Source organism: Streptomyces sp. NPDC037203, assembly GCF_055605065.1.
In genome coordinates, this window is record NZ_JBVJUC010000014.1 from 79,103 (window position 1) to 97,243 (window position 18,141).

Annotated in this window: 20 protein-coding genes; 12 read left to right on the forward strand and 8 right to left on the reverse strand. The window is 74.5% G+C overall.

The window, feature by feature from the left end:
- Nucleotides 1–135: 135 nt before the first annotated feature.
- The 3 genes from ACZ7EC_RS29700 to ACZ7EC_RS29710 all read left to right on the forward strand — a co-directional run bounded on the left by ACZ7EC_RS29700 (nucleotide 136) and on the right by ACZ7EC_RS29710 (nucleotide 3,872).
- Entirely contained in the window at nucleotides 136–816 is a 681-nt protein-coding gene (locus tag ACZ7EC_RS29700; RefSeq protein ID WP_471067369.1) for a class II aldolase/adducin family protein, read from the forward strand.
- Between the two features lie 153 nt (nucleotides 817–969).
- Nucleotides 970–2,097, forward strand: coding sequence for an alpha/beta hydrolase (locus tag ACZ7EC_RS29705; RefSeq protein ID WP_471067371.1), 1,128 nt, complete (start codon nucleotides 970–972; stop codon nucleotides 2,095–2,097).
- A 329-nt stretch (nucleotides 2,098–2,426) separates the two neighbouring features.
- Nucleotides 2,427–3,872 carry a hypothetical protein gene (locus ACZ7EC_RS29710; protein WP_471067372.1) on the forward strand — a complete coding sequence of 482 codons (1,446 nt, stop codon included), beginning with the start codon at nucleotides 2,427–2,429 and terminating at the stop codon, nucleotides 3,870–3,872.
- A 22-nt stretch (nucleotides 3,873–3,894) separates the two neighbouring features.
- Here the strand turns inward: ACZ7EC_RS29710 and ACZ7EC_RS29715 are convergent, their stop codons facing one another.
- Nucleotides 3,895–4,308 carry a VOC family protein gene (locus ACZ7EC_RS29715; protein WP_471067374.1) on the reverse strand — a complete coding sequence of 138 codons (414 nt, stop codon included), beginning with the start codon at nucleotides 4,306–4,308 and terminating at the stop codon, nucleotides 3,895–3,897.
- A gap of 223 nt (nucleotides 4,309–4,531) precedes the next feature.
- Between ACZ7EC_RS29715 and ACZ7EC_RS29720 the strand changes: the two genes are divergently transcribed.
- The 3 genes from ACZ7EC_RS29720 to ACZ7EC_RS29730 all read left to right on the forward strand — a co-directional run bounded on the left by ACZ7EC_RS29720 (nucleotide 4,532) and on the right by ACZ7EC_RS29730 (nucleotide 7,608).
- A complete protein-coding gene (locus ACZ7EC_RS29720) occupies nucleotides 4,532–6,130 on the forward strand; it encodes an ABC-F family ATP-binding cassette domain-containing protein (protein ID WP_471067376.1) in 1,599 nt (532 codons plus the stop codon).
- A 335-nt stretch (nucleotides 6,131–6,465) separates the two neighbouring features.
- Nucleotides 6,466–6,687 carry a helix-turn-helix domain-containing protein gene (locus ACZ7EC_RS29725; protein WP_010355597.1) on the forward strand — a complete coding sequence of 74 codons (222 nt, stop codon included), beginning with the start codon at nucleotides 6,466–6,468 and terminating at the stop codon, nucleotides 6,685–6,687.
- Between the two features lie 117 nt (nucleotides 6,688–6,804).
- The gene (locus ACZ7EC_RS29730; RefSeq protein ID WP_471067377.1) at nucleotides 6,805–7,608 is read left to right on the forward strand and encodes an enoyl-CoA hydratase/isomerase family protein; all 804 of its coding nucleotides are present in this window, start codon (nucleotides 6,805–6,807) and stop codon (nucleotides 7,606–7,608) included.
- Between the two features lie 78 nt (nucleotides 7,609–7,686).
- Here the strand turns inward: ACZ7EC_RS29730 and ACZ7EC_RS29735 are convergent, their stop codons facing one another.
- Complete coding sequence (locus ACZ7EC_RS29735; RefSeq protein ID WP_471067379.1) at nucleotides 7,687–8,397, reverse strand: nucleopolyhedrovirus P10 family protein; 711 nt, start codon at nucleotides 8,395–8,397, stop codon at nucleotides 7,687–7,689.
- A gap of 87 nt (nucleotides 8,398–8,484) precedes the next feature.
- Between ACZ7EC_RS29735 and ACZ7EC_RS29740 the strand changes: the two genes are divergently transcribed.
- From ACZ7EC_RS29740 to amaP, 5 genes are all read left to right on the forward strand, one after another.
- Nucleotides 8,485–8,958: an Asp23/Gls24 family envelope stress response protein gene (locus ACZ7EC_RS29740; RefSeq protein WP_471067380.1), complete on the forward strand. Its 474-nt coding sequence runs from the start codon at nucleotides 8,485–8,487 to the stop codon at nucleotides 8,956–8,958.
- Between the two features lie 68 nt (nucleotides 8,959–9,026).
- A complete protein-coding gene (locus ACZ7EC_RS29745; protein WP_471067381.1) occupies nucleotides 9,027–9,206 on the forward strand; it encodes a hypothetical protein in 180 nt (59 codons plus the stop codon).
- On the forward strand, nucleotides 9,203–9,577 hold the full coding sequence (locus tag ACZ7EC_RS29750) for an Asp23/Gls24 family envelope stress response protein (RefSeq protein ID WP_471067383.1): 375 nt from the start codon (nucleotides 9,203–9,205) through the stop codon (nucleotides 9,575–9,577). The genes ACZ7EC_RS29745 and ACZ7EC_RS29750 overlap by 4 nt, the downstream gene beginning before the upstream one ends.
- Complete coding sequence (locus tag ACZ7EC_RS29755; protein ID WP_471067385.1) at nucleotides 9,574–10,179, forward strand: DUF6286 domain-containing protein; 606 nt, start codon at nucleotides 9,574–9,576, stop codon at nucleotides 10,177–10,179. The genes ACZ7EC_RS29750 and ACZ7EC_RS29755 overlap by 4 nt, the downstream gene beginning before the upstream one ends.
- Nucleotides 10,176–10,766 (forward strand): alkaline shock response membrane anchor protein AmaP, encoded by a 591-nt coding sequence (gene amaP / locus ACZ7EC_RS29760; RefSeq protein ID WP_471067387.1) that lies wholly within the window; start codon nucleotides 10,176–10,178, stop codon nucleotides 10,764–10,766. Before ACZ7EC_RS29755 ends, amaP begins: the two co-directional genes overlap by 4 nt.
- Before the next feature lie 40 nt (nucleotides 10,767–10,806).
- On the opposite strand, the gene ACZ7EC_RS29765 is transcribed toward amaP, so the two are convergent.
- The 5 genes from ACZ7EC_RS29765 to ACZ7EC_RS29785 form a co-directional block, all read right to left on the reverse strand.
- Complete coding sequence (locus ACZ7EC_RS29765; RefSeq protein WP_471067389.1) at nucleotides 10,807–11,562, reverse strand: SDR family oxidoreductase; 756 nt, start codon at nucleotides 11,560–11,562, stop codon at nucleotides 10,807–10,809.
- 5 nt (nucleotides 11,563–11,567) lie between these two features.
- Complete coding sequence (locus ACZ7EC_RS29770; RefSeq protein ID WP_471067391.1) at nucleotides 11,568–13,382, reverse strand: glycoside hydrolase family 15 protein; 1,815 nt, start codon at nucleotides 13,380–13,382, stop codon at nucleotides 11,568–11,570.
- An 82-nt stretch (nucleotides 13,383–13,464) separates the two neighbouring features.
- The gene (locus ACZ7EC_RS29775; protein WP_471067393.1) at nucleotides 13,465–14,262 is read right to left on the reverse strand and encodes an SURF1 family cytochrome oxidase biogenesis protein; all 798 of its coding nucleotides are present in this window, start codon (nucleotides 14,260–14,262) and stop codon (nucleotides 13,465–13,467) included.
- Nucleotides 14,263–14,339: 77 nt separating this feature from the next.
- On the reverse strand, nucleotides 14,340–14,573 hold the full coding sequence (locus tag ACZ7EC_RS29780; protein WP_020939201.1) for a hypothetical protein: 234 nt from the start codon (nucleotides 14,571–14,573) through the stop codon (nucleotides 14,340–14,342).
- Between the two features lie 160 nt (nucleotides 14,574–14,733).
- Entirely contained in the window at nucleotides 14,734–15,717 is a 984-nt protein-coding gene (locus ACZ7EC_RS29785; protein WP_471067395.1) for a DEDDh family exonuclease, read from the reverse strand.
- A gap of 179 nt (nucleotides 15,718–15,896) precedes the next feature.
- Here ACZ7EC_RS29785 and ACZ7EC_RS29790 point away from each other — a divergent pair, with 179 nt between their 5' ends.
- Entirely contained in the window at nucleotides 15,897–16,607 is a 711-nt protein-coding gene (locus ACZ7EC_RS29790; RefSeq protein WP_471067396.1) for a VIT1/CCC1 transporter family protein, read from the forward strand.
- 135 nt (nucleotides 16,608–16,742) lie between these two features.
- Here the strand turns inward: ACZ7EC_RS29790 and ACZ7EC_RS29795 are convergent, their stop codons facing one another.
- On the reverse strand, nucleotides 16,743–18,134 hold the full coding sequence (locus ACZ7EC_RS29795) for a CoA transferase (RefSeq protein ID WP_471067398.1): 1,392 nt from the start codon (nucleotides 18,132–18,134) through the stop codon (nucleotides 16,743–16,745).
- Between the last annotated feature and the right edge of the window lie 7 nt (nucleotides 18,135–18,141).

Genomic DNA, 18,141 nt, shown 5'->3' on the forward strand with positions numbered 1-18,141 from the left:
AAGGGCCGGTGATCATTGAATCGGGGGAGATTTTTAGCGTTTGGCCGGATATACACCCTTTTGGGGGTGCGAAATCGCGGGCGGAAATGCGGCGACCGGCCACCTGGTGTACAAGCGGCTGGCAGGATCGCGGACATGACCTCCAAGCTGCGGGAGACGGGCGGAGACGTGCGCGAGGAAGCGGCCCGGCGATGGGTGGAGCTGGTGGCGACGGCGCGGCGGAGCGTCGCCGACGGGCTGGTCGTCGGCACCTCCGGCAACGTCTCCGCGCGCGTCGGGGACGTGGTGCTGGTCACCCCCTCGGGTGTTCCGTACGACCGGCTCGCCCCGGACGACATCACCGGCGTGGACCTCACCGGCCGTCAGGTGCTCGGCACGCTGGTGCCGACCAGCGAGCTGCCCATGCACCTCGCCGTCTACCGCACCACCGGTGCTCAGGCGGTCGTCCACACCCACGCGGTACACGCCACCGCGGTCTCCACGCTGGTGCCCGAGCTGCCACTGGTCCACTACATGGCCGCCGCCCTCGGCGGACCCGTGCGCGTGGCGCCGTACGCCGCCTACGGCACCGAGGCACTGGCCGCGCACATGCTCCAGGCCCTCGACGGCCGCTCCGGCTGCCTCCTGCAGAACCACGGCACCGTCACCTACGGCGCCACCCTCGACCAGGCGTACGACCGCACCGCCCAGCTGGAGTGGATGTGCCGCCTCTGGCTGACCGCCTCCTCGGTGCCGGGTCTGACCCCTTCTCTGCTGACGGAGGCACAACTCGCCGAAGTCGGGGAACGCCTGAAGGGATACGGCCAACGGAGGTGACCCGTGTCCCACAGCTCCCCGAGCGGAGCCCCGCTCGGCTCCCCGCTCCGCGACCTGGCCTCGACCCTGCACCTTTCATCCCGTTATCTCCCCCCGTCACCCCACCCCGCCTCTCCACTGGCCGGGCACCGCACCCCCCGTGACACTGGAGCCGTGCGCCCCCTCAAAGCGACCGCCGCCGCGGTCACCGCCGTCGTGGCCGCCGGCCTGGCATCCGTGGCCGCCGGGCGGCTCGCCAGCGATGTCGCGCTGAAGGCGTCCGGCAGCCGGCCGCTGCCCACCGAACCGCGGCTCACCGTGCACGGCACCGCGGCCGGCCAGATCACGCTCACCCGCGACCTGGCCTCGCTGCGCCCCGGCACCTACGGCCTCGCGGGCGACGGCTCGCACGCGGTCGTCGGACCCGTCCTGCGGGCCGCGGCGCACACCGCCGACACCGTCGTACGCCGCCTGGACGGCGTGACGCACGGCACTCTCGCCCCCGGCGACCAGGTGTGGCTCACCCCCAACCTGTACGTCGGCAACCCGCGCACCGCGCTCGGCCTCGACCACGCCGACGTGGACGTGCCCGGCGAACTCGGCGCGCTGCCCGCATGGTTCCTGCCCGGCGACCGGGACACCTGGGTGATCGCCGTGCACGGCCTGGGCACCACCCGCGAGCACACCATGAACGTGATGGGCTTCCTGCACGGCCGCCGCCTGCCGGTTCTGGCCCTCGCCTACCGCGGCGACCTCGGCGCCCCCCGCCCCGCCGACGGCCTGAACCACCTCGGCGAGACCGAGTGGCGCGACGTGGACGCGGCGATCCGCTACGCCGTGCGCTACGGCGCCCGCCGCGTCGTCCTCCTCGGCTGGTCCACCGGCGCCACCATGGCGCTGCGCGCCGCCGAGCACTCCGCCGTGCGCGACCGCGTCGCCGGGCTGATCCTCGACTCGCCGGTGCTCAGCTGGGAGGCCACGCTGCGCGCCCTCGCCCGCGCCCGGCACACCCCCGCCCCGCTGCTGCCGCTCGCGGTCCGGGCCGCCCAGGGCCGGGCGGGGCTGCACGCCGACCGGGTCGCCGAGATCACCGACCCCGAGCGGCTCGCCGTGCCGACCCTGATCGTCCACGGCCCCGGCGACCGGGTCGCCCCCTGGGAGTTCTCCCGGCTGCTCGCCGCGCGCCGCCCCGACCGGGTCGCCCTGCACACCGTGCCGGACGCCCCGCACGCGGCGATGTGGAACCCGGACCCCAAGACGTACGAGGAGCGGCTGCGGCGCTTCCTGACGCCGCTGATGTGACCCCGTCGACGCGACCCGAGGCGATCCGATGCGCTCCGGTGCGCTCCGGTGCGGTGGCCTCGCCGGCGTGACCTGACGAGACCCGGCACACGGTGACCCGGCGTGACCCGGTACCACCTGACGCGGCCTGATGCGCCCCGCCGGTGCGATGGCGTACGCCGGGGCGCACCGGGCGTGCGGCGGACGGCCGGGGTCCTTCCGGTTGCGACCATGCGGTTGGCCGAAAGCTGCCGGTCCACCCCCTGCGGAAGCCGGTGCGCCGACCCGCTCCGTCGCCCGCCGTGACATTCCGTTTGGGTTTTCGGACCGTCAACCGGAAGACTGCCCCTGTGACGTCCCGTATCCCGCGCGACTCCAGGCTCCGACTCGTCCGACCTCGACCCCTGGCCGCCGCCCCCAGAGCTGTGAACCAGCGGCGCCCGCGCCGCCCCGCACCCCGGCCGCCGGAGGGCACCCCGGCCGCCGCCGAGCTGGCGAAAATGGCCCGCACCCAGCTGGCCGGCGCGGTCCGCGTCGCCCGCTGGGCGGACAACGCCCTGGGCCCCGGCCGTGACGCCGCCACCGCCGACGGCAAGGCCACCCTCTCCGCCGCCACCGCCGACCGTGCCGCCGCCGACCTCGGGCTCACCCCCGAGCAGGTCCGCGCCGACTGGGACACCGCACGCCTGGCCGGACTGGTCGAGGTGCACGGCGACAGCGCGCGCCCCGGCTGGCGGCTGCGCGCCTGGGACCGGGACGACAGCGCCGTGCTGCGCGGCTGGGTCGCCCTCTTCGACGCCTGGTCGCTCGCCCTGCCCGAACCCGCGGGGCACGAATCGGCCGCCGTCGCGGAGGCCGTCTCCGCCATGCCGCAGGTGCTCTCCTTCCTCCAGCTGTCCGCCGGGCCCGTCCCGGTGGAGCAGCTCCTCGACCTGCTCCGGCAGCGGGTCGTCGAACTGCGCACCGAACGCTGCGAGGTGTCCTACGAGCCCGGCACCGAGCCCCCCGCCGAGTTCGCCGGAGCCGGGGACGTCCCGCCCGCCGCGGCGCCCGCCAAGGCCCCGGACGCCCCGCCCGCCTCCCTGGCGCCGCTCCTCGACTGGGCGCTCACGGCCCTCGCCAGCGTCGGCGCCCTCACCTGCGGCGCCGGACAGGCCACCCTCACCCCGCTGGGCAGCTGGGCGGTGTGGGTCAAGCTGGAGCAGATCTGCGTGGCCGCCCAGAGCCCGGCCGGCAACATCGAGCAGTCCGCCGAGGACATGCTGCGCGGCTGCGCCCAGCTGCGCCCCAACGCGGCCCGCGCCGAGTACCGCGCCTGGCTCGCCGCCCGCACCGTCGGCAGCGCCGTCGCCGAACTGATCGACGCCGCCCGCGGCGAGGACGCCCTGCTGCGCGGGCTGGCCTTCGAGGCGCTGCGCGTGGTCGGCGCCCCCGCCGAGCCCGAGGTGCGCGCGGTCGTCGACGAGCCGACGCTGCGGCCGTACGCCCTGCTGTGGCTGGCGGAGCACGACGGCCTCGACCCGGAGGACGCCCACGAGGTGCTCACCCGCGAGGAGGCCACCTGGCTCTGGGTGGACACCGCCGCGGCCGTCGCCGACCACGGTGAGGCGCCGATGCTGGTCCGGCACCTGGAGTCCGCGGTGCAGACCACCGTGCCCCGGCTGCTCGACGAGGTCCGCGCCGTCGGTCACCCGCGCACCGTGCAGGTCCTGGTCGCCCTCGCCGCCGCCCACCCCGACCCGGCCCTCGCCAGGGCCGTGCGCCGGGCCGCGTTCCAGGTGCACACCGGCGGGTGAGGGGCCCGCGCCGGAGGGCGGCTCAGACGCCCAGCTCCGGCGCGTACGTCCCGAAGTTCCAGATGTTGCCCTCGACGTCCCGCGCCAGGTACTCCCGCGAGCCGTACTCCTGGTCCGCCGGGGGCATCAGGATCTCCACGCCGTACGCCGCGGCCCGCCGGTGATGGGCGTCCACGTCGTCCACCACGACGTAGACCCCGGTGGGCCCCGCGTCCCGCATCGCCGCGTCGAACGGGCCGCCGCGGCCCCTGGAGGCGATCATCACCGCGCCGTTGCCCTGGATCAGCTCGGCGTGCAGCACCGTGCCGTCGGCCGCCTCGTACACGGTCAGCTCGGTGAAGCCGAGGCCCCCCGTGAGCTGCCGGATCGCCGCCTTCGCGTCCGCGTACAGCAGCGTGGGGCAGATGCCCGGCCGCCCCCCACCCATCGACGCCATAGGGATCACTCCTCCCGGAACCCCGGACTCCCGGAGCCACCGGGAAGTTCTCCCCCCTGGGCCGTCCGGGGATGCGGCCCGGGGCCCCCGGAGGCCCGCGCACGGGAAAACGGCTTGCACGGCCCCGTTAGACTTCTCCCATGGCCATTCTCCTCGCGCATTAGACGGCGGGAACGTCCTCAGCCGCCCACCCGCCAACCTCTGTACGCCCAGGAGTCTGTCCGTGATCTCCGCCACCGGAATCGAGCTGCGCGCCGGCGCCCGCATCCTCATCGAGAACGCCACCTTCCGGGTGGCCAAGGGCGACCGCATCGGCCTCGTCGGCCGCAACGGCGCAGGCAAGACCACCCTCACCAAGTGCCTGGCCGGCGAGGGCATGCCCGCGGCCGGCACCATCACCCGCTCCGGCGAGGTCGGCTACCTGCCGCAGGACCCCCGCACCGGCGACCTGGACGTCCTCGCCCGCGACCGCATCCTGTCCGCCCGCGGCCTGGACGTGCTGCTGCGCAAGATGCGCGAGAACGAGGAGCGGATCGCCAACGGCAAGGGCTCCACCCGCGACAAGGCGATGAAGCAGTACGAGCGCCAGGAGACGGAGTTCCTCACCAAGGGCGGGTACGCCGCCGAGGCCGAGGCCGCCACCATCGCCGCCGCGCTGAACCTGCCCGACCGGGTGCTCGGACAGCCGCTGCACACCCTCTCCGGCGGTCAGCGCCGCCGTATCGAGCTGGCCCGGATCCTGTTCTCGGACGCGGACACCCTGCTCCTGGACGAGCCCACCAACCACCTCGACGCCGACTCGATCGCCTGGCTGCGGGACTACCTGAAGACCTACCGCGGCGGCTTCATCGTGATCTCCCACGACGTCGACCTGGTCGAGACGGTCGTCAACAAGGTGTTCTACCTGGACGCCAACCGCTCGAACATCGACGTCTACAACATGGGCTGGAAGCTCTACCAGCAGCAGCGCGAGGCCGACGAGAAGCGCCGCAAGCGCGAGCGCGCCAACGCCGAGAAGAAGGCCGCCGCCCTGAACGCGCAGGCCGACAAGATGCGCGCCAAGGCCACCAAGACCGTCGCCGCGCAGAACATGGCCCGCCGCGCCGACAAGCTGCTCTCCGGTCTGGAGGCGGTCCGCCAGTCCGACAAGGTCGCCAAGCTCCGCTTCCCCGAGCCCGCGCCCTGCGGCAAGACCCCGCTGATGGCCGAGGGCCTGTCGAAGTCGTACGGCTCGCTGGAGATCTTCACCGATGTCGACCTGGCCATCGACAAGGGCTCGCGGGTCGTCATCCTCGGTCTGAACGGCGCGGGCAAGACCACCCTGCTGCGCCTGCTCGGCGGCGTCGAGCAGCCCGACACCGGCAAGGTCGTCCCCGGTCACGGACTCAAGCTCGGCTACTACGCCCAGGAGCACGAGACCCTCGACCCCGAGCGCACCGTCCTGGAGAACATGCGCTCCGCCGCCCCGGACATGGACCTGGTCGAGGTCCGCAAGGTGCTCGGCTCCTTCCTGTTCTCCGGCGACGACGTGGACAAGCCCGCGGGCGTCCTGTCCGGCGGCGAGAAGACCCGGCTCGCGCTCGCGACCCTGGTGGTCTCCTCCGCCAACGTGCTGCTGCTGGACGAGCCGACCAACAACCTCGACCCGGCCAGCCGCGAGGAGATCCTCGGCGCGCTGCGCACTTACAAGGGCGCGGTCGTCCTCGTCACCCACGACGAGGGCGCGGTGGAGGCGCTCCAGCCCGAGCGGATCATCCTGCTGCCCGACGGCGTGGAGGACCTGTGGGGCTCCGACTACGCGGATCTCGTCGCCCTGGCGTGACCGGAAGGCCGATCCGCTGAGTATGGATCATTCGGCCGAGCCGTGATCCGCCATCTGTGTGAGATCTCCTCATACCAGGGTGTGTCGTACACCGATTTCCCGGCCGATCCTTTGTCCAGCAAGGGGTCGGCCGTGGCGCGTCTCTGACCTGGTACTTCGTGAACCCACCCGTTCGGCCCTGCCGGCGGAGACCGCTGGAATAAGGCGTTCCGCTTGTGCGGATCGGCTCCTGTCGTCACAACGATGTCCCATCGACCTTGCCGAATGGGTGGCCATCGGGCCCCGGAGGGGTGATCATGAGGAGACCAGAGCGCACTTCCCATGAGGAGGCACGGGTGGCCGAGACTCTGAAGAAGGGCAGCCGGGTGACCGGCGCCGCGCGCGACAAGCTCGCGGCAGACCTGAAGAAGAAGTACGACTCCGGTGCGAGCATCCGGGCACTGGCCGAAGAGACCGGCCGCTCGTATGGCTTCGTGCACCGGATGCTCAGCGAGTCGGGCGTCACGCTGCGAGGGCGTGGCGGAGCGACGCGGGGCAAGAAGGCCGCGACGTCCTGACTCCGGGCGGCCCATCGGCTTCGATGGTGGCCACCCGGTCGGCGATCCGACCGGCCGGGTGGTTACTGTGCAGTCACTTAGCTCTGCTTCGCTGACCGCACCCATCGGAGGCGCCCCATGGCCACGCCCGACCAGGACCTCGCTCCTGTACTCGACAAGGACGGCGTACGGCTCACCGTCGACGACGCGCTCGCCACGGTGACGCTGACGAATCCGGCCAAGCGCAACGCCCAGAGCCCCGCCCTGTGGCGGGCGCTCGCCGAGGCGGGGCGGCTGCTGCCGGGCTCCGTCCGTGTCGTGGTGCTGCGCGGCGAGGGCAAGTCCTTCTCCGCCGGGCTGGACCGGCAGATGTTCACCCCGGAGGGGATTCCGGGCGAGCCGACCTTCACCGATATCGCGCGCCGGGACGACGCCGGTCTCGACGCGACCATCGCCGAATTCCAGGAGGCGTTCACCTGGTGGCGACGCAATGACATCGTGTCCGTCGCCGCCGTCCAAGGACATGCCATCGGTGCCGGCTTCCAGCTGGCGCTCGCCTGCGACCTGCGAGTCGTCGCCGACGATGTGCAGTTCGCGATGCGCGAGACCAGCCTCGGCATCGTCCCCGACCTGGCCGGCACACACCCGCTGGTCGGCCTGGTCGGGTATGCCCGCGCGCTGGAGATCTGCGTGACCGGGCGGTTCGTCGGCGCGCAGGAGTCGGTGGCCTCGGGACTGGCCAACCTGGCCGTCCCGGCGGACCAACTCGACGGCGCCGTACGCGACCTGGCCGGCGCGCTGCTGGCCGCGCCGCGGGACGCCGTGGTCGAGACCAAGGCCCTGCTCAGCGGCGCGGCCGGGCGTTCGTACGACGAACAGCGAGCCGCCGAGCGCGCGGCCCAGGCACGCCGGCTGCGGGACCTGGCCGGCATCGGCGAATAGACACCCTCAGCGCACCTGGGGGCCTTTCACGTGGATCACGCCGGACTCCCTGATCCGGCCTGATCCAAACGAAAGGCCCTAGCCCACCGAGGTGACCAGGACGGCCACCGTCGGCCTGTCCTCCAGCGCGTTCCCCACGGCCGCGCGCACCCGCCGGGCCACCTCCACGGTCCGGTGGGTCGCGTCGGCGGCCAGGTCCACCCGCACATGGCGGCGGGCCGGCGCAGCCGTGCCCTCCGTCCGCTCCTCGACGCGTACCGCCCGCCCCGGCCCGGTCAGCCGCACCACCCCCGGCACCCCGAGGGCCGCCTCGGCCGCGCGCACCTCGGACAGCGTCGCCGGGTCCTGCGCCGCCGGCGGCCGTGGCGGTCGCACCTCCACGAGCCGCCCGTCCGGCTCCAGCAGATCCGTGATCCGCAGATCCACCTCCGTCACCATCAGGCCGAGGCGCTCGGCCGCCGCCGTCGCGAGCAGCTTCCGCAGCCGCGCGGCGGCCTCCGGCAGCGGGTCGGCGGAGCCCGCCGTGCAGTCGGCCGTCACCCGGAGGGAGCCCGGCGGCAGCGCGCTCGGCGGAGCCGGTACGACGGCCTCGGCGGCCCGCTGCGGATCGGCGAGCCCGATCCGCAGCGCGCCCAGGCGCACACCGGGCATGCCGTCGGCCGCCGCCCCGCGCAGCGCCGCGCGCGCCGCGTCCTCCGCGATCCAGGCGCCGTCCTCCGGCCCGCCCAGCGGCAGCAGCCTGCCGAGCCCCACATGGTCCCGTACGACCTTGGTCCACCCGTCCGTCATTCCTCCAGCCTGCCGCATCCCCGGCGCGCGGTCGCGCAACCTTGCTTACGGTGGTCGAAGGACGACGATCGAAAGGGACGTACGGCGATGACCGACATGACGACGACCCCCGAAGGCGGCGGCGAGCCGCACACGTCGACCCGGAAGGCCGTGCGGCGCGGCGGCGGCGACGCGGCCACCCGTGGCCGGACCACCATCGCGGACGGCGTGGTGGAGAAGATCGCCGGGCTGGCCGCACGGGACGTGATCGGCGTGTACGCGATGGGCGGCGGCTTCGCCCGCACCCTCGGCGCCGTGCGCGACCGGGTGCCCGGCGGCTCCAAGTCGGTGACCCGCGGCGTCAAGGCCGAGGTCGGCGAGGTGCAGGCCGCCCTCGATCTGGAGATCGTGGTGGACTACGGCGTCTCCATCCGCGAGGTCGCCGGCGCGGTGCGCGAGAACGTGGTCGCCGCGGTCGAGCGGATGACCGGACTGGAGGTCGTCGAGGTCAACATCGCGGTCAGCGACGTCAAGCTGCCCGACGAGGAGGACGAGGACGAGCCGGAGCCCCGCATCCAGTGACCGGGCACGCCCGGACCTCGTGCACCGGACGGACGACCTCGTGCACCTGACGAACTGAGGAGCGCTGCATGAGCATGGCCATGGTCGGCTTGATCGCCGGAATGGCGCTGGGGTTCGCCGGGTACTTCGGCGGGTTCGGCGCGTTTTTGCTGGTGGCGGCGTTGGGCGCCGTCGGCTTCGTGGTCGGCCGGTTCGCGGAGGGCGATCTGGACCTCGGCGCCTTCTTCCGCGGCCGCGCCCGGCGGTGAGCGCCGTGACCACCGGGACCGACGCGGTACGGCAGCCACCGGCCCGAGTGCCGCCCGCGGAACGGGGCGCCACCCGGATCGCCGACCGGGTGGTGGCGAAGGTCGCCGCGCAGGCCGCCCGCGAGGCGGTGGGCCCGCCACCCGCCGACGCCGGGCCGCCGCACGCCACGGTGGCCGTCCACCACGACACCGCCCGCGTCCGCGTCGACCTCGAACTCGGCTACCCCGGCGACATCGGTGCCCGCTGCGCCGCCGTGCGCCGCCAAGTGACCGAGCGGGTGGGCGCGTTGGTCGGCTTGACGGTCTCCGAGGTCGTCGTCGGCGTCGAGCGGCTGCACCCGCGCGAGCCCGCGGCCGGGAGGATCCGATGAGCCGGGCAGACGCCCCCACGACCCTCGGCAAGACCACCGGCGCCCCCGCGGACGCGGGCGGCAGCGGCCGCTTCTGGGCGCCGCGCCGGGTCCCCGCGGGCATCGTCGCCGTCCTGCTGCTGGCCGGCACGGGCCTGCTGCTCTACGACATCGCCGCGGTCCGCGCGCACCGGCCCGCGATGCGCTGGCGCCGCGCCCTCGCCCGCCAGCTGGCCGAACGGCCCCTGGACGACACCTGGGTGCTGGCCGGCGCGGCGCTCGCGGCGGCCCTCGGCCTGTGGCTGCTCGCCCTCGCGCTCACGCCGGGACTGCGCTCCCTGCTGCCGATGCGCCGCCCGCACCCGGACGTCCGCGCCGCCCTCCAGCGGGACGCGGCGGCCCAGGTGCTGCGCGACCGCGCCATGGACGTGTCCGGCGTACGGTCCGTGCGGGTGCGGATGCGCCGCCGCAAGGCCGCCGTCCGCGCCGCCTCGCACTTCCGCGAACCGGACGACGTACGCGCCGACCTGCACACCACCCTCACCGAGGCGATCCACGGCCTCGGCCTGACCCATGCGCCCCGGCTCGCCCTGCGGGTGGTCCGGGCCCCGCGGAAGGGATGACGGCGATGCGCTCCGGGGGACTCAACCGCGCCCTGCTCGCCCTGGCCGGACTGATCCTGCTCGCCCTCGGCGGCGCGGTCCTCGCCGTCGGCCTCGGCGTCCGGCCGCCCTCCTGGTGGATCCACGGCGGCCCGCACGACGTCCTGCTCAGCCGCGCCGAGCGCACCCGCTACCGGGGGGCCGGCTGGTGGTGGCCGGCGCTCATCGCCGCCCTGGCCGTCCTCGTCCTGCTGGCCCTGTGGTGGCTGACCGCGATCCTGCGCCGGCCCCGCCTCGCCGAGATCCGCGTGGACACCGGCGACGGCGCCTTCGCCGTCCTGCGGGCCAGGGCACTGGAGAGCGCCCTGGCCGAGGAGGCCGCCGTAAGCCCCGGCGTCGCCCACGCACGGGTACGGCTGCGCGGCCGGCGCAGGAAGCCCCGGGCGCGGGCCCGGCTGCGGCTGGCCCCCGAGGCGGACCCGTCGAGGGCGCTGGCCGACTTCACCACCGGGCCCCTGGCCCACGCCCGCGAGTCGGCGGGCCTGCCCGCCCTCCCGACGGACGTCCGCCTCGGCGCGGTCAGGCACCGGGCGGAACGGGTCACCTGACGGGGCGGCGGCCGCGCGGGCCCCTCGGGGCCCCTCGGGGTCAGAACCCGTGCCGCATCCCGCCGTCCACCGGCACCATGATCCCCGTCAGATACGACGCCGCCGGGGACAGCAGGAAGGCCGCGACCTTCCCGAACTCCTCCGGCGTGCCGTAGCGGCGCAGCGGGATCCGGGACTCGTTGGCGGCGCGGGTGGCCTCCGGGTCGGCGGACAGGGAGTCCAGCTCGCGCACCCGGTCCGTGTCGATACGGGCCGGGAGCAGGCCCAGCACCCGGATGCCGCGCGGGCCCAGCTCGTCCGCGAGGGACTTGGCGAAGCCGGCGAGTCCGGGGCGCAGGCCGTTGGAGATCGTCAGGGCCGGGATCGGCTCGTGCACCGAGCCGGACAGCACGAAGCCGATGACCCCGCCCTCGTCCAGCTCGGCCGCCGCCGCGCGGGCGAGCCGCACCGCGCCGAGGAAGACGGACTCGAACGCGGCGCGCCACTGTTCGTCGGTGTTGTCGGCGACGAAGCCGGGCGGCGGGCCGCCCACGCTCACCAGCACCCCGTGGAAGCCGCCGAAGTGCTCACGGGCGGCCGCGATCAGCCGCTCGGGCGCCTGCTCGTCGGCGTTGTCCATGGCCATGCCCAGCGCGTCCGGGCCCAGTTCGGCGGCGGCCGCCGCCGCCCGCTGTTCGTCCCGGCCGGTGATCACCACCTTGGCGCCGTCCGCGAGGAGCTGCCGCGCGGCCGCGTTGCCCAGGCCGCGGGTGGCTCCGGTGACGATGTACACCCGGTCCTTCAGTCCAAGATCCATGGCCCCTATCCTGCCTCCTGCGTCCCGAACAGTGTGAGGGCGGAGTTGACCAGTCCGAGATGGCTGAACGCCTGCGGGAAGTTGCCGAGCTGGCGGTCCGCGCCGGGGTCGTACTCCTCGGCCAGCAGCCCGACGTCGTTGGCCACCCGCACCAGCCGCTCGAACAGCTCCCGTGCCTCCTTCGGGCGGCCGGTCAGGTGCAGCGCGTCCACCAGCCAGAACGAGCAGGCCAGGAAGGCGCCCTCGCCGCCCGGCAGCCCGTCGACCACGCCGTCGTCGCCCTCCTCCGAGTCGTAGCGGCGCAGAAAGCCGTCGTGGGCGAGGTCGGCGCGGATGGCGTCGACCGTGCCGATCACCCGCGGATCGTCCGGCGGCAGGAAGCCGACGCGCGGGATGAGCAGCAGGGCGGCGTCCAGCTCGCGGGAGCCGTAGGACTGGGTGAAGGTGTTGCGCTCCGGGTCGTAGCCCTTCGCGCAGACCTCCCGGTGCACCTCCTCCCGCAGCCGCCGCCAGCCCTCCAGGTCGCCGCTGGTCTCCTGGTGCTGTTCGAGGGTGCGGACCGCCCGGTCGGCGGCCACCCACACCATCACCTTGGAGTGCACGAAGTGCCGCTGCCCGCCGCGCACCTCCCACAGGCCCTGGTCCGGCCGCCGCCATGCCGAGACGAGGAAGTCCATCAGCGCCCGCTGGATGGACCACATGTGCGGCCGGGTGGGCAGGCCCGCGGTGCGCGCCAGCGACAGCGAGTCCATCACCTCGCCGTACACGTCGAGCTGGAACTGCTCCACGGCGCCGTTGCCGGTGCGCACCGGGGAGGAGCCGGCGAAGCCGGGCAGCCAGGGCAGCTCGGCCTCCCCGAGACGCCGTTCGCCCGCGACGCCGTACATGATCTGGAGGGCGGCGGGATTGCCGGCGACGGCGCGCAGCAGCCAGTTGCGCCAGGCCTCGGCCTCCTCCTGGTAGCCGGCGGTGAGCAGCGCGCCGAGGGCGAGGGTGGAGTCGCGCAGCCAGCAGTACCGGTAGTCCCAGTTGCGCACCCCGCCCAGCCGCTCGGGCAGCGAGGTGGTGGGCGCGGCGACGATCCCGCCGGTCGGGGCGTAGGTCAGCGCCTTGAGGGTGATCAGGGAGCGGACGACGGCGTCCCGGTGCGGGCCGTCGTAGCGGCAGCGCCGGGCCCAGCGCCGCCAGTCGGTGACGCTGCTCTCCAGGGCCTCGTACGGGTCGATGAGCGGGGGGCGCCGCTCGTGGGAGGGGTGCCAGGTGAGGACGAACGCGACCCGCTCGCCCTCGCCGAGGGTGAACTCGCAGTGGGTGCCGTAGTCCTCGCCCCAGGTGCGCACCGCGGGCTCCGAGCGCAGCCACACCGAGTCGGGGCCGGCGACGGCCACCCGGTGGCCGTCGCTGCGGCGCATCCACGGCATGACCGAGCCGTAGTCGAAGCGCAGCCGCAGTGTGCTGCGCACGGTGACCCGGCCGCTGACGCCCTCCACGATCCGGACGACGTCGGGGGCGCGCTCGCGCTGCGGCATCAGGTCGGTGACGCGGACCGTGCCGTCGGGCGTGTCCCACTCGGTGTCCAGGACGAGGGTGTCGGGGCGGTAGGCGCGGCGGGTGCAGGTGCCGCCGCCGCCCGGCGACGCGGGCGCGATCCGCCAGTGGCCGTGTTCGTCCTCACCCAGCAGCCGGGCGAAGCAGGCACCGGAGTCGAAGCGGGGCAGGCACAGCCAGTCGATCGAGCCGTCCCTGCCGACCAGCGCCGCGGTCTGCTCGTCGCCGATGAGGGCGTAGTCCTCGATACGGGCACTGCTGCGGGCGTTCACGGGATGCGGTTTCCCGGTGGACCCGGGGGCCAATCAGGTGGTGCGCCGGGGGAGTGAAAACGCCCCCGCGTCGCTGGTGCCGTCAGACCGCGGCCGGTTCGCCCTCCTGCGGCTGCGGCGCCGCCGCGGCCTCCTCCTGGTCCCGGACCTCCCGGCGGAGCAGGAACCACCAGCCGACCGGGACGGCCGCCGCGAACAGCCACCACTGGATCATGTACGCGTAGTTCAGCGGGGCGTCCTCGGTGCCGGGGTCGGAGATCTGCTCCGGGGAGCCGCCCTTGGGCGAGGGCGCCGTCTGCTCCATGTAGCCGCCGAGCACCGGCACGCCGAGCCGGTGCGCCTCCTCGGTGCTGTTGATCAGCATGATCTGCCGGTCGGGCAGGCCCTTGAGGTTCTTGATGCCACTGGCCGCCGTGGTCTCGTCGGCCATCAGGCGCCCGCTGATGGTGGTCCGCCCCGCGGGCGGCGCGGGAATCTTCGGGAAGGCGGTCTGGGCCCCGTCCGCGGCGACCCAGCCGCGGTTGACCATCAGCACCTTGCCGTCGGTGAGGACGAACGGGGTGAGGACGTGGTAGCCGACATCGCCGTCGGCGTTGGTCCGGCGCCGGACCACCTCCGTCTTCGCGGTGTCGAAGGTGCCGGTCGCGGTGACCGTGCGGTACCGCTCGGTCCGGGTCACGGAGTGTCCGGGCGAGGACAGCTGCTCGACGGGGACCGGCTTGGCGTGCAGCGCGGAGGAGACGAGGTCGTTGCGCGCGGTGCGCTCCTCGTAGCGGTGCTTCTGCCAGAAACCCAGCTTGATCATCGTCGGGATCAGCGCGATCGCGACGATGGTGAGGATGACCCACTGGAGGGACAACAGGAAGCGGTAGCGATGCACCCCACGACGGTACATCCGGGCCGCGGGGTGCATTCAGGCGGGTACCGGGTCACACCCGGTGCCGTACGTCCGCCGGCTCACACCCGGTCGACGACGCCCGTACGGCCCTCCGCGCGGGCGCAGTGCGCGCCGCAGTACCAGTGGCCCTCCACCTCCACGCCCTGCCCGATGATCTGCACCCGGCAGTGTTCGCAGATCGGGGCCATGCGGTGGATCGCACAGGAGAAGCAGTCGAAGACATGGACCGCGCCCTGCGCGTGGACCTCGAAGGTCATCCCGTAGTCATTGCCGCACACTTCGCATCTCGCCATGCGCCACAGGGTGGGCCGTCGGGCGGGTCCGGGCGAGCGGCCGCCGGGTGAGTCGTGCGTCAATCACCCTTTCGTACGATCACCCGTCCGTGAGGTCCGCGTCACGCCTCCGCGGCGCCGCTCTCACCGTCCGTGGCACCGGTCCCGCCCGCCCGCGGCGCTACTCGTCCGCGGGCTCGACGTCCCGCAGCAGCTGCCCGAACGCCGCCTCGTCCACGACGGGTGTGCCGAACTGCCGCGCCTTGACCGTCTTGGAGGTGCCCGAGTCGGGGTCGTTGGTCACCAGCAGGCTGGTCAGCCGGGAGATGCCGGACGCCACATGGAGCCCGCATTCGGTCGCCCGGTCCTCCAGCAGCTCCCGCTCGGTCGAGGTGTCACCGGAGAACGCCACCCGCATGCCCTGTTTGAGTGGTTTGCCGTCTTCGTAGCGGCCTGGGTTGGGATAAGGGCATGCGGGCCTTTTGCGGGCGGCGCGCCAACTGCCGGGACGGTAACCGCCGTAGCCGCCGGAGGACTGCCGGGGCACCGGGGTGTCCGACCACTCCGTCAGCGGGCGGCACTCCAGCAGCGGCAGTCGTACGCCGCCCGCCGCCGCGGCCCGCAGGCTGGGCCGGAACGCCTCCGCGAGCACCCGCGCGTCGTCCAGCGCGTGGTGCGCCCGCTGCTGCACCACACCGAAGTGCGCGGCGAGCGACTCCAGCTTGTGGTTGGGCAGCGGCAGCCCCAGCTCCTTCGACAGCGCGATGGTGCACAGCCGCTGCCGCACCGGCGCGAGCCGCTCGGCGCGCGCGTACTCCCGCGCGATCATCTGCCAGTCGAAGACCGCGTTGTGCGCGACCAGCACCCGGCCGTCCAGGCGGGCCGCGAACTCCTCGGCGACGTCCGCGAACAGCGGCGCGCCCTCCAGCACCTCGCTCGTCAGACCGTGTATCCACACGGGTCCCGGATCGCGCTCCGGGTTGACCAGGGTGTACCAGTGGTCCTCGACCTCGCCGCGCGCGTCCAGCCGGTAGACGGCGGCGGAGATGATCCGGTCGTGCCGGGCCAGGCCGGTGGTCTCCACGTCAACGACCGCGTATCCCCGCGGATACGCGGCCGGCCACTGGGTGGGGGAGGACACTGCGGTCGCACGGTCTTCGAGCATGGTCATTGAGGATACGGGCCGCCACCGACATCTCCGCCCCGCAGGGCCCCGGTCCGCCCCGGCCGGCTGCCGGTCCACAGCCACGCCCGCGCCGAACGGCCCTTTGCGCCGGGGCCTGTTGCCACCGGCTGGAGCGTCGCGGCTGCGCGGGCACGCCCGCGGGTGCGATCCTCCCTGCTGTGACGGAACCCAAGCACGAGGAGAACCACGGCGGCGCGCTCGGCTCGCGGCTGAACTGGCTGCGCGCCGCCGTGCTGGGCGCGAACGACGGCATCGTCTCCACGGCCGGCCTCGTCGTCGGTGTGGCCGGGGCGACCGGGAGCCGCGCCGCCCTGCTCACCGCGGGCCTGGCCGGACTGCTCGCCGGATCGATGTCGATGGCGGCGGGCGAGTACGTCTCCGTCTCCACCCAGCGCGACTCCGAGCTGGCCGCGCTGGCCGTGGAGAAACGGGAACTGCGCGAGCAGCCCGAGGCCGAACTGCGCGAGCTGACCGGAATGCTCCAGGAGCGCGGGCTGTCCGAGGAGGTGGCCCGCGAGGCCGCCGAGCAGCTCACCGAGCGGGACGCGCTGCGCGCCCACGCCAGTGTGGAGCTGGGCATCGACCCCGACGAGCTGACCAACCCGTGGCACGCGGCCTGGGCGAGTTTCCTCGCCTTCACCGTGGGCGCCCTGCTGCCGCTGCTGGCCATCGTGCTGCCCCCGGCCGGCTGGCGGCTGCCGGTGACCGTGGTCTCCGTGCTGGCCGCGCTCGTCCTCACCGGCTGGACCAGCGCCCGCCTCGGCGCCGCCGCCCCCCGGCGGGCGGTGCTGCGCAATGTGGGGGGCGGGGCACTGGCGATGGCGGTCACGTACGCGGCGGGCAGCCTGCTGGGAGCGGCCGGAGTCTGACCGTCCCGCGGCCTGGCCCCAAGGGGCCCGGCCGCACGCCGGGATGACTCCGCCTCAGGCCTCGGTTGCCCCGGCCGCACGACCAGGCGCCCCGGCCGCATGCCGAGGCGACCTGGCTCGCCGGCCGCCCCTGCCTCACGCCCAGACGGCGCGGTCCGAGCCCCAGGGCACCGGCGGCCGGGCCCAATCGGTAGGCCCGGCCGCGAAGTTCACCGGGGGCAGGGCGTGCCGCAACCGGCCCAGGGTGCTGCCGGTCTCGGCGAGCCAGGCGTCCGGGAAGCCATGCGCGGCACCCGGAGCCCCGCTGTCCCGCGGGGCGTCGTCCGGCACCCCGTCCAGCAGCCAGTGCGCCGTGCGGGCCAGCGCCAGCCGGGCCGTGCGGCCCGCGCCGTCGTACGACCGCTCGGTCAGCGCCCGCAGGACGGCCGCCGCCAGCAGATAGCCGGTGCCGTGGTCCAGGGCCTGCGCCGGCAGCGCGCCGGGCTCCTCCGCCGAACCCTCGGTCGCCGCGATGCCGGTGGCGACCTGCACCAGGCTGTCGAAGCCGCGCCGCTCCCGCCAGGGCCCGTACGCGCCCCACGCCGACACCTGCGCCACCACCAGACCGGGATGCCGCTCGGCCAGCGCCTCGGGGGCGAGGCCGAAGCGGTCGAGCGCGCCCGGCCGGTAGCCGGTGACCACGACGTCCGCCCCGGCCAGCAGCTCCTCCAGGGTGTCGCGCCGCGCGCCCAGGTCCAGCGTCGCGGAGCGCTTGCCGAAGTCCGTGTCGGCGTGCTGGTCGGCGAGTTCGGGCAGCCAGGGCGCGTCCACCCGCAGCACGTCCGCGCCCAGCAGGGCCAGGGTGCGGGTGGCGACCGGGCCCGCGAGCACCCGCGTCAGGTCCAGGACGCGTACCCCGGCGGCGGGCAGCAGCGTCCCGGCGGCCGGGTCGAGCGGCGGGAGCGCGCGCCCGGCGGCCGCGCCGAGCAAGGCGCGCTCCACCAGCGGGCGGGCGGCCACCTGCCCGGCCTGTTCGGTCGCCCGCCACTGGGCCGGGGTGCGCAGGGCCACCGCGAGCCCTCCGGCGGCGGTCACCGCCTCCTCGGTCCCGCGCGCGGTGCGCTCGGCGAGCAGGGCGGCCACGGCCTCGGGCGCGGCGTCCGCGGGCAGGCCCAGCGCGTCGAGCAACCGGGCCCGGTGATGCGGGTAGTTGGCGTGGGTGCGCACCCAGCCGTCGGACGTGCGCCAGAACCGCGACAGCGGCGCGAAGGAGACCGGCGCCCGCCCGTCCACCCGCAGCAGCCGCTCACTGTGGAACGCCGCCGCCACGGCGCCGTCGTCGACCCGGACGCCGGGTACCTCGCCGCGGCCGGTCCGGCGGGCCGCCAGTTCGGCGGCGGCCAGGGCGCACGCGCCGACGCAGGCGCGGGCGAGCCGTCGTACGGGAAGGCGGGCCGCGAGGAGGCCGGGGCGCTCCACCGTCGTCACCCGAGGAAGCAGGGCGGGGTCGCCGCCCAGTGCGGTCCATGCGAACGCGATATCCGTCATGACTGCA